Below are 11,377 nucleotides of genomic sequence, written 5' to 3' on the forward strand. Positions count from 1 at the left end.
CAGCGCCAGCGCCGCGCCGCCGATCGCGAGGCCCATCAGGACGACGCTGCTGAGCTGGTCGACGCCGTCCACGTCCTGGCCGATGCGATGCTCGACGCTGTTGGCGCCGTGGCCCGGCCTGTCGGGACTGTCTGGATAGATGCGCGGGGCCATATCGGTTTCCTCGATGATCCGACGGCAACGCCGCGCTGAAGCGGATCGTTCTGGTCGTAGCCACGAAAAAGCCCGGCGCGGGTTTCTCCGGCCGGGCTGCTCAGACAGTTCCCTGCCGGGATAGGCGGTCTCACCACAGAAGGTTCACTCGCCAAGGATCAATGCTTACTGGCTGCCGCCACTGCCTGCGCTGCCGTTCGGGACAGCTTGCTCTGGCTTTCCGGCATTGCCACCAGCCGCCGAGTCCCTTGTTACCGTTTCCGCACCGGTAGCGCCGCGAGAGACGGACGTGGCGCCGTCATTGCCCGTGGTGTTCGGCTGGTTCTGAATGACCGTGCTGCTCGTACCGGGTTGGCGAGGAGCCTCGGTCTGAGCAAGGACCGGCGCAGCCGCGAACAGTACGACACCGGCAATCAAAAGCTTTTTCATGGGGTACTTTCGGCATGTCGAGGGCAGGCTGCTCTCGCGCGGGTTGCGAATGCAAACGACCTGCAGGTCTTCAAGTTCACCTATGCGGTGCCATCGTCGGGATACTAAGCACAAAAAAGCCCGGCGCAGCGGGGGCTGGCCAGGCAGGTCGCGTCATTTCTGTGAAGCCCCAGAACTTCGGAACGGAACGTATCACGCCAGGCAAACATGGCAATGCGACAAGCGCGCAGAGTCGTGCATCGTGACAACAATCTCGGAGGCCCCTGCGGCTTAGAATTATTCTGAACCGCCGAGAGCGTAACGATCGGGTCGACGCTGTTTTCGGCGCATCGCTAGGAGCGACTCTTTTAGATGAGATAATTCGTAGCCGTCTGCGCCTGTCGCCCTTGTGCCTTAACCCTGTCAGCCCGACGTCGGGTCATAAGAGCATGAGGTGAGCACGATGAAGCAGCCTATCCAAGACACAGTTTAAATCCGTCAAAATCTAGCTGGCGGCTAACGTAGTTCTTGAGGCGCTTATGCCACCTCTCAGCCTAGCAGCTCCCTTTGGGAAACGGTTGGGCCGAAACGGACGTTATCCAAACCGTCAGCGGCGTTTACCTTGGCGCCTATGCTGATAAGATAGCTTGGCGCGAGGCTCACCGCCTTGCCACCATGTCGAGCAGCGCCACGCCAGCCGCCGAGATAACATTGCCGTTGCCGCCCCAGGGCAGGGGCGTGAACGGGATCACCGCCTGCTCGACCGCCTCGACCGGTAGCACTAGCTCAGGCGGCCCCGTCTCTCGGCCACTATCATTATTGCGCAGCCACACGATCTGGCTGCCGTGATGGTCCTCAAGGGCGGCGAGGGCGGGTTCCGCATCCCCGCCGTCCTCGGCATCAGCATCGCCATCCATCCGGTCGAGGATGGAGAGCAGGCTGTCGGCGGTGTCGAGAGCGGCTTGTGCGGCCTCCTCGATCACGCGCCGGGTTTCGGCCAGTGATGGGGGCGCCGGGACGTGCGGTGCCACGGCGCGCGGCCGGAAGGTCAGGACATCACCCATCGATCAGGCCTTGGTCGCAGCGTTGAGTTCGGAAGGCGAGGGGGCACTGACCGACGCCATGTCCGACGGTGTTTGGCTGAGAGGCTGGGCCTGCATGTCGGCGGCATCTTGAACCAACGCCCGCAGGAAGCGGCCGGTCTGGTGGTCACCCATGCACTCCACCCCGAACCGTATCGTCCAAAGCTTGACGCAAAGCCCTTCCGCTGTGCGTGCTGGCAGGGCCGTCATCTGATCGAGCAAATCCCCGACCTTGGCGTGTGCGGTTTCGGCGCGAGCCTCGGCCTCGATCACACCATGCTCGGCGTCATGCGCGACCTGCGCCGCTTGCCATGCGTCCCAGGCCTCAAGGATCTCGTCGGCCCGCGCCTGTGCCTCCAGCCACGGCTGCATCTCCGGCACCTTACCACCGTAGTCGCGCCAGCCATGCTCGCCGGGCCGGGCCTCGCGGAGAACCTGACGTCGCCGAGGTCCGCGCCGCATCCAGTCGATGTCCTCATGCGTGATCGGCAACCCTTCGAGGGCGGAGGGATGGCAGCTCATGCGGCGAAGCCCGAAGGGATAATCGACTTCGCGAAAGACCAGGCAAGCGGATGGCTCGGGGAAGGCCCCGGCGCGGGCCGTCACCTTGCTGCACGCCTCTTCCGCTGCCGCAGCCTCGGTCACTGCAGCCTCGAACTCACGCCCGAGCGCCACGAGAACGGCATCATCCGTAGCCTTGACCGACGTGAGCGGCTTGGCCTCGCCCATCACGCGGGCGGCGGTAGCCCTGAGGGCCGCGGCGCGGTCTCTGAGCGAAGGGCGGTCGGCGCTTCGGCGGAAGGGATTGGACAGCTTGAGAGAGGGCACGCGCGTGCTCCTATGATTTTCGGGATGAAAGGGTGCGCGGCGGGTCGGCCCCGCCGCAGCGGGTGGCGTCAGAGCCGCGGCGAACGGGCGATCAGATCCAGGATGCGGAAGTGGTGGTTGTTGTCCCAGGACTCGTCCAGGGCGCAGCCGTGTTCCTCGTGGTAGGCGAGGGCGTACCGGCACAGGGCCGCGCACCCAGCGGCCGTCCTCGGCACGGTCACGAGAAGCACGTCATCGATATGCGCGAAGAAGGCTTCGCGGGTCTCAGCCTGCTCCGGTGGATCGATGTTGCCGGGAAGCTGGTTGAGGTGCAGGGCGGCGCTACGGGCCGCAGACAGCCGCTTGGTCTCCTCGATCACCTCGAACACCGGGTCCGGCATGGGCTCGACAAGGCGGTTCGTACCGTGAAGGAGATCGCGAGCGATGGACGCGCCGAGCTTCGCTAACCAGCGGTCATGACCTTTCTGGCTCGGCAGGTCGAAGCCGCTGGCCTTGGCCCGGAGCCCCGCTAAGCTCGTGGCACGCTCTCGCACCAACGTCGCCTGCACCTCGTCGCAAGCCTCATCCAATTCGGAGTAGCCAGGGATCTCGTCCATGTCGCGATCGTCTCCGGTGACGAGGGCGAGGATTGCTGCCTCGATCCGTTCGGCATCGCCTGCGGCAGTGACCAACGCAGCGTCCGTCGCAGGCCAGCCGCGGGGCAAGGGAGGCCGCTCGCCCGTATCTGTGGTGAGGTTTCTGGCGATATCGTCAGGCCCCCGCCCCCTGGCGATGTCGCCGCGCCAATCGACCCCGAGGGTGTCCAGAAGGCGCACGGCGCGGTGCAGGACGGGGCCACGGTCTTTCAGGCCGCCGGTCCGGTTGCTGCCGTTGAAGTGCCATTTCTCGCCCGCGTTGAAGCCGACCGAGAAGGCCGTCCCCTTGGGGCCGAGATGGGGGTAGAGTTCGAGGCAGACCCGACGCTGCTCAATTCCGAGCCATGTCGAGTAGCAGACCAGAGCGGTCCGGTCGTTGAGATCGGATCCAGTTTCGGCCTCCGGCTCCGGCCTCGTGCGCCGCAACGCTATACCGGCCTTGGCCTTCGTCACCGCGAACCTCTCACGGAGGGTCGGCTTCGGTTCGGTGCTGGGGTGACGCTTCAAAGGATTGCGCATGTCGGGTTCTCCGAGGGGAAGTCCGTGAGCCATCCGACCCAGGGCGAAGGGCGAGGAGGTTTCAGAGCAGCGAGGCGAAGCCCGTCAGAACGCAGCCGCCGCCGATGATGACGAGGGCGGCCAGCAGCTCGGCGCTGGTGTCCATGAAGCGGAGGGAGCGGACGAAGGCCGTGTCGGGTCGGATCGCGGCGACGGCCTCCCATGGGGCGCACTCGCCGGGCACGGGTTCGTTCGGCAGGGCGAGCGCCGCGTGCTGGCTGTAGCGATCGACGCCCGGCAGGAGGCGGGCCGGGGCAGGCGGCAGGCGCCCCGAGGGAAAGGCGTGCGGGATCGTGACCGGCGGCAGGTTGGTGCCGAGGAACAGCGTCAAGTCAGCGACGCGGGCCTGCGCGATGCCGTAGCCGGGCTGATGGCCGGCGGCGAAGTCGGCGTTCGCATCGACCCAGGCGCGCAGGTGCCCGAGCAGGGCGAGCGCACCGAACCGAGACGCACAGGGCGTCGCCACCAGGGCATCGGTCGCGGCGTCGAGGTCGTCGTTCGTGATGAGAGACGGCGCATCGAGGTAGGCGTGCATCGCGGCGCGGTGGCGCTCGATGGCGGCATGGATCGGATCGGTGGCGGGGTCGAGGGACAGGGTACGGACGTGCGGCATCGGTCGGGCTCCAGAGGGCTCGTGAAGGCAGGCAGGGAAGGCGAAAGGGAGGGCGGTGCCGACTAGGTCGGCCGGGGCGGGAGCACGGCGCCCGGCCGGGCGAACACTTTGCGGAGCCGGCGGCGGGCGGCACGTCGGGCCCCTGCGCTACCAGCACGCTCGCCGCGCGCCGTGTGGTAGGCGGCCAGCGCTCCAGCGGCCTCAGGCGTCGTCGGCGTCAGGGCGTAGAGGTCGAGGCGGGCGACCCGACGCACACGGGCGAGCGAGGCGCGGTAAGCGGCCCACCCGGCCGGCATAGGGCGTCCGGCGGCAGCTAGCTCTACGGCGATGCGGCCCGAGGCAAGGTAGGCGGCATCGGCAGTCTCGGCCCAGCGGATCGCGGGCAGGATGCCGTCAGAGGCCGCGGTAGATATCCGCGAGGCAACGACGACGAGGAAGGCGCCGAGGATGGTGCGGCGGGACAGGTGGCCCGAGGCCACGGAGAGCATCGCCATGGCTACGCCTCCTTCTCAGGCAGGAACATCACGTCCCACTCGGTGCGGGTGATCCCGGTCTTGATGAACTCGCGATCCCACGGGGGCAGGTGACGGAACACCCGCTGGATGGGCTCACCTCCCTGCCAAGCTGCGAGTTGTTCGCAGGTGACGGGGAGGTCGAGCGTGTTGGTCTCGCCCGAGATCATGGATTGGCGCGTGATCCGCATCGCTCGGCCTCAGTGCGTCGAGGGCGCGGCGTCGGCCGGCAGCAGCCGTGCCATCGCTTCGGCGATCGTCGCCATCGCGTCCGATAGGTGCCAGACCTCGATCGCGTAGAGGCAGGCGTTCCCCGCCACCTGCCCATAGGCGTTCAGGCTGGCGAGATAGGCCGTGAGCGCACGCAGGCCGGCGAGCGTTTCGATGGGGCTGAGGGCGAGCCTGGACGTGATCGTGTCGTAGATGTCGGCCGCCTCGCGGAAATTCTCCTTCGAGACCCACCGGCCTTTCCGCTTCCGCTTCTGGTAATAGACCTCGGCCTCGTAGACGTGGAGCGCTTCGCGGTGCATCTCGATCGCGGCGAACACAGGGTCGGCCGACATGGCAGGCGCGACGGTGATGTGAGGGGTAGCGAGCATGGCGGCCCCCCCTCAGTGCGCGCGGTAGGCGCGGGAGGACTTGGCGGCGGCCCAGGCGCCCTTGAGGGCGTAGGACATGCACACGCCCCAGACGTCGCCGGTCACTTCCATGCGGGCCTGAGCCGAGCGGATCGCGGCGCGCATGATGGCCGAGCGGTCGAACGTGCCGTCGCGGTTGACCAGAGGGGCGACGGTGGCGGCAAAGCGCTTGGCGCTCTCGGTCGAGGCGACTACCGCGGCCTTCGCGGTGATGAAGGCGCGGCGGGCATCGGCGGTCAGGCGCGGATCGGCGCTGCGGGCGATGTGCGAGGCGGGAATGAGGTTGGCGTAGCGCATCGGAGCGGACCTCTTGCTCGGCGCCGCTTCCATTTGCTGCGCTGATGAGCTAATATTGCTCACGGCAGAAAAGCCGTCAACACATTTTGCTCACACACGAGCACTTTTTTATCATGAGGCTTGGATGCTGACAGCGGCTCAGATCAGGATGGCGCGCGGGTGCCTCCGATGGTCTGTGAAGGAACTGGCTGAGGCGTCAGGCGTCTCGTCGGCTACGATCAGGCGCATGGAGGAAGGCGAAGGCGTGCCGAACTCCCTCGCCGACAACCTCGGAAAGCTGCAACGCACTCTCGAAGCCGCTGGCCTTGAGTTCATCCCCGAGAACGGGGGAGGGGCTGGCATCCGGTTTCGAGACCGGAAAGACGGCACTCGCGACGAGCACTAGGCCGCCCCTTCAACCTCAATCCTGATAGGACGAGAGACATGCCCCGCAGACGGCTTGCTTGCCATCATGAGGCGGGCCACGCGCTCGTAAGGTGGTACTTCGGATACGACACGGACAAGGCCGTCGTCTTGACGGTCGAGGAGGTGCGAGCCGGCCAGATGGTCGAGAACCGCCGGGGCGTCCTCGTGGCCTGTGAAGGGCTGGTCGATGGCTACGACATCATTGGCTACCCGTTCGGCCCAATGGTCATCAGCAATGCCGAACCCGGCCGGCAAGAGGCGTTCAACCGGAGCCGGGCCATCGCCCGCGACATCGAACTCATCAACTGCTTGGCGGGCTTCTACGCCGAGGCTCACTATCGAAAGGTGTCCGCTACCGCATGCATGTTCATGGGCGGAATGCAGGACATGGAGCACTTCCAGATGGTGCTGGACGCCTGGAACCTGCCCGACCAGGAGAAGGAAGCCGTGTCCCGTTTCGCTGAGGCTCATACCTCCGCTCTGGTGCGCTCTCCGATGGGGTCTGCTGGCATTCGGGCCTTGGCCGACCTCCTGATGGAGCGGGGCGAGGTTGAGGGCGACGAGATCGCAGACACGTTTCGGCGAGCCTATGCCAACCGGAAGTGCGCTTATGGCGCATGGGATACGCATTGGCCGCCGACGCTTGCGCAAATCCGCAATGGCTACATTCCAGAACCACCGGTGCGAGAGGTTCGAGCTGCATGAGCAGCCGTTGACATCCGGTTCCGGGAGCGGAAGGCATGACCGCCTCATCTGAACGCCTGTCTGAAGTCTCCCGCCTTGCCGGCCTCCTCGCCGATCAGGTTCTGGAGGCCCAGACCCTGGGTCGGCTAGTCCTTGACCAGCAAATTCGAGCGCTGCTCGATGCTGCCCTGCTGCTCGGCGACTACAACGTTCCACTTCCGCCACTGCTGACGCAGATCGTCTATGAGATCGACGCGGAGACAGGTCGGATGGCGGAAACGGACGCGGTCGAGCAGGCTGAAGCGAAGAGCATGGCCTGGCTGCTTCGCCCCTTTCAGGGACGGAAAGGGCCTTAGTGGCGCAGGGGCGGAACCATCGTGCCGAAATTAGTTTCCTTCCGGCAATACGATCGGAGGAAACATGACCAAGCTTCCAACCCTTTCAGGCGCTGCCGCCATCCTGATGCTGACGGCCGGCGCGGCCTTCGCAGCCCCCTGTGCGGTGGGGACGACCACCAACAACCAGGGCACGTCGTCTTCGGCCGACAAGAGCTCGATGGCCGACGGCACCTCGACGGCGAAGACGACCCCCGGCGCCAAGGCTGAGACCCCCGGAACGGTCGGTGCCATGAACAACGTCGGCGCCGGCACCAAGCCCGCAGACGGCGAGCAGAAGCCTGCTGAAGGTCAGGTGGTGAAGCCGGGCAGCAACGACTGCTGAGGTCCGTCGCAAACACCGAACCAACGACCCGATGGCCCTGCAGAAACCAGCTTGCAGGGCCATTTCCATTAGCTCCCCTTATTCGCCCCTGCGAACGCATGAGGGGCGGCATCCGGTTCTGGGGACGTAAAAAGTCCAATTTCACTGCTAAGTAAGGCCTTAGCCAAATCCGTCGCCATCGCCCCCCCGCCAGTCATCCAGTAACGCCGATGTGACGAGGTTATCAAAACTGATTTATGATTATCAGAACTTATTAACCTTCGCGCTGCATTTTGAATGCAGCCCTGAGAGTTGATAAACCTATGAACCCTCATCCTAAAGTTGTGGGAACTGCGCCGCCGACGGGTGGCCTTCCGGTCAACGTCGATCCCACATTGGCTGCGATTGCGAGCCTCACTTCCGAGGTCAATCAGATCGCCGGCGACAAGACGCGTCGGATCCAGCAGATCACCGCGCAGGTCAGGATCCTCGCGCTCAACGCGCTCATCGAGGCTGCACGAGCTGGTGAACAAGGACGGGGCTTTTCCGTCGTTGCGCAGGAAGTTCGGTCGATTGGGGCTGAGATCGATGGGGTGGCTCGTGAACTCGAGGCTCACTTGTCGGGGCGGATCGGCATGCTGCAGCAGGCCGTCGAAGGTATGGCGCAGAAGGCTGAGGCCGAGCGCCTAACCGACCTGGCTTTAAACGCCGTCGAACTGATCGACCGGAACCTCTATGAGCGGACCTGCGACGTACGCTGGTGGGCGACCGATGCCGCCGTCGTCGAATGCGCGGCAAGCCCAGGTGAGGCATCCGCTGCCTACGCCTGCGAACGTCTGGGCGTCATCCTGTCAGCCTATACCGTCTACCTCGATCTCTGGCTTTGCGACCGGAACGGCGTCGTCATCGCCAATGGCAGACCCGATCGATACCCGGGTGTGCGCGGTCAAAGCGTATCCGGCGAGCCTTGGTTTCAGAACGCCATCGCGCTGCGCAGTGGTGACGACTACGTCAGCGCGAACGTACGCCGTGAGAACCGCCTTGCTGGGGCTCAGGTCGCCACCTATGCCGCCAGTGTCCGCGAAGGCGGCCGAGCGGATGGGCCGGTGCTTGGCGTGCTCGGCATCCACTTCGATTGGGAGCCCCAAGCCCGTGCAATCGTGGAAGGGGTGCGCGTCGCTCCGGCGGACCGTGCGCGAACCCGTGTCTTGCTCGTCGATGCGAACCGCCGTGTCCTGGCTGCGTCTGACGGTCAGGGTGTCCTCAGTGAAGTGCTGCTACTGGATCCGAAGGGGCAGGCTAGCGGAATTACCAGAGACAGCCAGACAGGCACGGTCACAGCCTTCCACCGGACACCAGGTTACGAGACTTACCTTGGCTTGGGCTGGTACGGCATGATCGTTCAGCGCAAGGTGGAGCGGTAACCGATCCGAGGCACTATGCCGGACCGGGGATCGGCTTGCGCCTCCAGCGGCATTGATACGAGAACAGATTGATCAGGCGCCGGACAGCCAGTGAGCGAACACGGCTTGGCCCTGCCTGCAGTACGGCTTCTCACTAAGGCTCAGGCAGCATCCTACTGCGGCCTCTCGCGCATCGTGTTTCAGCGCGAGTGCGATGTCCGCCCCATTCGCTTCGGGACAGATACCGTTCAGCGGTATGACCGCCGCGATCTTGACCAGTGGATTGACCGCCGAAAGAGCGAGCCGGACGCTCGCTCGTTCAACGAGTGGCTGGACGCCCTAGATACTCGCGTTCCGCCCGGTCGGCCGACGTGATGGCATAGCCATAGCAGGGCTTCAGGTTTTGGGAGGGGAAAGCGCCGTGAGGGGGCTATAGAATGAAGGGTAAGCTGCGTCCGAGCCAGCACTATCGGCTGACGCTGCTGGCGCGCGGACCATGTCGCTATGCCAAGGGGGATCAGGAAATCCCCGGGCTGACGAAGATGGGCTTCATCGAGCCGATCGGGGCCAGTTCCGTGGATGGATCAAGGCAGTGGGCGATCACTAACGCTGGTCTGGTCGCACTGCAGGGTTACGGTTGGGGTGGGACGTGACCGACGACCCCTTCCTGATGGCAATGATCGCCGTGCTTGCCGTCACGATTGCTACGGCAGCCGTCGCCTATTGGACCATGTGGCAGCGCCGGCTACGCTCGGAGGTGATCGCAGCCTCAATGCCAGCTCGGATCTGATCCTCCGCACCAGCCTGCTTGGTCCGGATCGTGACCTTGAGCATGTTTCTCGCTGGCAGACGTGGGATGACATAGGCGATTGCCCGGTCGGTGATCTCGCCGACATCGAACCCGCTGAGCGTCACCTGCCATGTTGGAGCGCTGAAGGTCACGAAGATCGGATGCTCGCTGACGGGCATGCTCATAGACCCGTGATCAGATCGGGGATGGGTCTGCCTCGCACCGGCAACAGGGTAATTCTAGACTACCCGGTCGGTACTTGTGATTTTCTCCTCAGCCTCTCGCTCGCGCCGCCGCTGGTTCAGCGCTTCGATCAGCTTGGGTGTAAGAGCAAGGGCGCGCAGGCTTCGTTGCAAGAGGATGTCCTGCTGGTCGGCGAGTGGCATCCCGTGACAGGGGCGAGGCACGATCGGTTCTGGCATACGGCATAGCTTGCCGCGAACAGCAGGGCGGGGCAAGGCTGCCTTACCTCTCACGCATCGCTCACCATAGGATGCTACTGGACCTGCCTCATGTTCGGCCAAGGCGATGGCGCGTTAACGCGAACCCCTCCCCAACTGGCCGCGGCTCATGCGCCGGTGGCAGGCGGCGGCCTATTGCAGCCTATCCCTGATGACGTTCAGATTGCCGCCATTGCCGTATGGGACCGACACCAGCTTGATTTGAAATCTAATTTAGCTGACTGGGCCAGCGATGGCGGTTGCCACATGGTGTCGTAGGTCTGCGTAGGAACGCTCGAACATGCCGAACACGTTTGGCCTCAACCGCACGCTTGGAGGTGCGATTGGCGTCATCGCGCTGGTGTCGGTCCTCAGCAGCGGGGCGATCTTAGCCACACGCAACCACCTGCAGGATGCGACCGATGCCCTCGCCCGCTCGACACAAGTGGTTCGGGGGCTCGATGCCTTCCGCACCGCCATGCTCAACCAGGAGACCGGCCTACGCGGCTATCTGATCACTGGGCGCGAGAGCAGCCTGGAGCCCTACCGCGCGGGGCGGCCGGCCCTGGACCAGACGATCACACATTTGAGGACCTTGATCGGCAACGATGCCGAGCGTTCGCGTCTGTTTGCCGATGCCGTGACGGCAGCGCGCGCTTGGCAAACCGACATCGGCGAGACCGCGATACGTCAGGCCGCGGATCCGACGACGCGACCGGATGGGGTGCGTATCGAGGCCGAAGGCAGGGGCAAGCAGTTCTTCGACACCCTGCGCAGCAAGCTCAACGCCATCGACAATCTGGAAGAACAGACTCGTGCGGCACAGGCCGCTCGCGTCACGCAGGCCGAGCGTAACGAGAGCCTCGCGCTCTGGGGCGGGACCCTGCTCACGCTCCTGATCTGCATCGGGATCGGGATCGCCATCAACCGCGTGATCGTCCGGCCGCTCGGGCGGGTGATGACCTTTGTCGAGCATGTCAGCGAGGGCGACCTGACAGGTACACTCGGGGAAGGCGGCCACAACGAGATCGGTCGCTTGAAGCGTACCCTTAATGCGATGGTAGCGGGGCTGGCCGACCTCGCTCGCACCAACCGCACCGCCACCTCGGACCTGAACGCGGCGGCGGCCGAGATCCGCGCCTCGGCGCAGGAGCAGGCGGCCTCGGTGGAGGAGCAGTTCGCGGCGGTGCAGGAGACGGCGGCGACGGTGGACGAGATCACCCATTCGGGCG

General features: G+C 65.0%; 17 protein-coding genes. 7 read left to right on the forward strand and 10 right to left on the reverse strand.

The genetic code is table 11. The annotated features are described in order from the left end of the window. Window positions 1–318: 318 nt before the first annotated feature. From FV230_RS17305 to FV230_RS17345, 9 genes are all read right to left on the reverse strand, one after another. Entirely contained in the window at window positions 319–582 is a 264-nt protein-coding gene (locus FV230_RS17305) for a hypothetical protein (RefSeq protein WP_147843282.1), read from the reverse strand. Window positions 583–1,220: 638 nt separating this feature from the next. Further along, window positions 1,221–1,544: a hypothetical protein gene (locus FV230_RS17310; RefSeq protein ID WP_246694895.1), complete on the reverse strand. Its 324-nt coding sequence runs from the start codon at window positions 1,542–1,544 to the stop codon at window positions 1,221–1,223. Between the two features lie 84 nt (window positions 1,545–1,628). After that, on the reverse strand, window positions 1,629–2,471 hold the full coding sequence (locus tag FV230_RS17315; protein ID WP_147843284.1) for a hypothetical protein: 843 nt from the start codon (window positions 2,469–2,471) through the stop codon (window positions 1,629–1,631). Between the two features lie 68 nt (window positions 2,472–2,539). Then, window positions 2,540–3,625, reverse strand: coding sequence for a hypothetical protein (locus tag FV230_RS17320; protein ID WP_147843285.1), 1,086 nt, complete (start codon window positions 3,623–3,625; stop codon window positions 2,540–2,542). Window positions 3,626–3,686: 61 nt separating this feature from the next. After that, window positions 3,687–4,277 carry a hypothetical protein gene (locus FV230_RS17325; protein WP_147843286.1) on the reverse strand — a complete coding sequence of 197 codons (591 nt, stop codon included), beginning with the start codon at window positions 4,275–4,277 and terminating at the stop codon, window positions 3,687–3,689. A 62-nt stretch (window positions 4,278–4,339) separates the two neighbouring features. Continuing rightward, window positions 4,340–4,771, reverse strand: coding sequence for a penicillin-binding protein (locus FV230_RS17330; protein WP_147843287.1), 432 nt, complete (start codon window positions 4,769–4,771; stop codon window positions 4,340–4,342). 2 nt (window positions 4,772–4,773) lie between these two features. After that, window positions 4,774–4,980 (reverse strand): hypothetical protein, encoded by a 207-nt coding sequence (locus tag FV230_RS17335; protein WP_147843288.1) that lies wholly within the window; start codon window positions 4,978–4,980, stop codon window positions 4,774–4,776. Between the two features lie 9 nt (window positions 4,981–4,989). Continuing rightward, a complete protein-coding gene (locus FV230_RS17340) occupies window positions 4,990–5,388 on the reverse strand; it encodes a hypothetical protein (RefSeq protein WP_147843289.1) in 399 nt (132 codons plus the stop codon). A gap of 12 nt (window positions 5,389–5,400) precedes the next feature. After that, the gene (locus FV230_RS17345; RefSeq protein WP_246694896.1) at window positions 5,401–5,724 is read right to left on the reverse strand and encodes a hypothetical protein; all 324 of its coding nucleotides are present in this window, start codon (window positions 5,722–5,724) and stop codon (window positions 5,401–5,403) included. Window positions 5,725–5,848: 124 nt separating this feature from the next. On the opposite strand from FV230_RS17345, the gene FV230_RS17350 reads away from it, so the two are divergent. From FV230_RS17350 to FV230_RS17380, 6 genes are all read left to right on the forward strand, one after another. Next, window positions 5,849–6,109, forward strand: a complete 261-nt coding sequence (locus FV230_RS17350; protein ID WP_147843290.1) for a helix-turn-helix transcriptional regulator — start codon at window positions 5,849–5,851, stop codon at window positions 6,107–6,109. A gap of 128 nt (window positions 6,110–6,237) precedes the next feature. Further along, a complete protein-coding gene (locus FV230_RS17355) occupies window positions 6,238–6,834 on the forward strand; it encodes a hypothetical protein (protein WP_147843291.1) in 597 nt (198 codons plus the stop codon). Window positions 6,835–6,869: 35 nt separating this feature from the next. Continuing rightward, a complete protein-coding gene (locus FV230_RS17360; protein ID WP_147843292.1) occupies window positions 6,870–7,169 on the forward strand; it encodes a hypothetical protein in 300 nt (99 codons plus the stop codon). 64 nt (window positions 7,170–7,233) lie between these two features. Further along, complete coding sequence (locus FV230_RS17365) at window positions 7,234–7,533, forward strand: hypothetical protein (RefSeq protein WP_147843293.1); 300 nt, start codon at window positions 7,234–7,236, stop codon at window positions 7,531–7,533. A 302-nt stretch (window positions 7,534–7,835) separates the two neighbouring features. After that, complete coding sequence (locus tag FV230_RS31255) at window positions 7,836–8,936, forward strand: methyl-accepting chemotaxis protein (RefSeq protein ID WP_147843294.1); 1,101 nt, start codon at window positions 7,836–7,838, stop codon at window positions 8,934–8,936. 416 nt (window positions 8,937–9,352) lie between these two features. Next, complete coding sequence (locus FV230_RS17380) at window positions 9,353–9,568, forward strand: hypothetical protein (RefSeq protein ID WP_147843296.1); 216 nt, start codon at window positions 9,353–9,355, stop codon at window positions 9,566–9,568. Window positions 9,569–9,635: 67 nt separating this feature from the next. On the opposite strand, the gene FV230_RS17385 is transcribed toward FV230_RS17380, so the two are convergent. Then, window positions 9,636–9,890, reverse strand: a complete 255-nt coding sequence (locus FV230_RS17385) for a hypothetical protein (RefSeq protein WP_147843297.1) — start codon at window positions 9,888–9,890, stop codon at window positions 9,636–9,638. A gap of 556 nt (window positions 9,891–10,446) precedes the next feature. Between FV230_RS17385 and FV230_RS17390 the strand changes: the two genes are divergently transcribed. Then, window positions 10,447–11,377 (forward strand): CHASE3 domain-containing protein (locus FV230_RS17390; protein WP_147843298.1); only part of this gene is annotated, 931 nt, incomplete at its 3' end.

Origin of the sequence: Methylobacterium sp. WL6, from assembly GCF_008040095.1 — a bacterium.
Lineage (GTDB): Bacteria > Pseudomonadota > Alphaproteobacteria > Rhizobiales > Beijerinckiaceae > Methylobacterium.

Coding starts and splice junctions, on each gene's coding strand:
- FV230_RS17305 (WP_147843282.1), bottom strand. CDS start 582: ATGAAAAAGCTTTTGATTGCCGGTGTCGTACTGTTCGCGGCTGCGCCG.
- FV230_RS17320 (WP_147843285.1), bottom strand. CDS start 3,625: ATGCGCAATCCTTTGAAGCGTCACCCCAGCACCGAACCGAAGCCGACC.
- FV230_RS17325 (WP_147843286.1), bottom strand. CDS start 4,277: ATGCCGCACGTCCGTACCCTGTCCCTCGACCCCGCCACCGATCCGATC.
- FV230_RS17330 (WP_147843287.1), bottom strand. CDS start 4,771: ATGGCGATGCTCTCCGTGGCCTCGGGCCACCTGTCCCGCCGCACCATC.
- FV230_RS17335 (WP_147843288.1), bottom strand. CDS start 4,980: ATGCGGATCACGCGCCAATCCATGATCTCGGGCGAGACCAACACGCTC.
- FV230_RS17340 (WP_147843289.1), bottom strand. CDS start 5,388: ATGCTCGCTACCCCTCACATCACCGTCGCGCCTGCCATGTCGGCCGAC.
- FV230_RS17345 (WP_246694896.1), bottom strand. CDS start 5,724: ATGCGCTACGCCAACCTCATTCCCGCCTCGCACATCGCCCGCAGCGCC.
- FV230_RS17350 (WP_147843290.1), top strand. CDS start 5,849: ATGCTGACAGCGGCTCAGATCAGGATGGCGCGCGGGTGCCTCCGATGG.
- FV230_RS17360 (WP_147843292.1), top strand. CDS start 6,870: ATGACCGCCTCATCTGAACGCCTGTCTGAAGTCTCCCGCCTTGCCGGC.
- FV230_RS17365 (WP_147843293.1), top strand. CDS start 7,234: ATGACCAAGCTTCCAACCCTTTCAGGCGCTGCCGCCATCCTGATGCTG.
- FV230_RS31255 (WP_147843294.1), top strand. CDS start 7,836: ATGAACCCTCATCCTAAAGTTGTGGGAACTGCGCCGCCGACGGGTGGC.
- FV230_RS17380 (WP_147843296.1), top strand. CDS start 9,353: ATGAAGGGTAAGCTGCGTCCGAGCCAGCACTATCGGCTGACGCTGCTG.
- FV230_RS17385 (WP_147843297.1), bottom strand. CDS start 9,890: ATGAGCATGCCCGTCAGCGAGCATCCGATCTTCGTGACCTTCAGCGCT.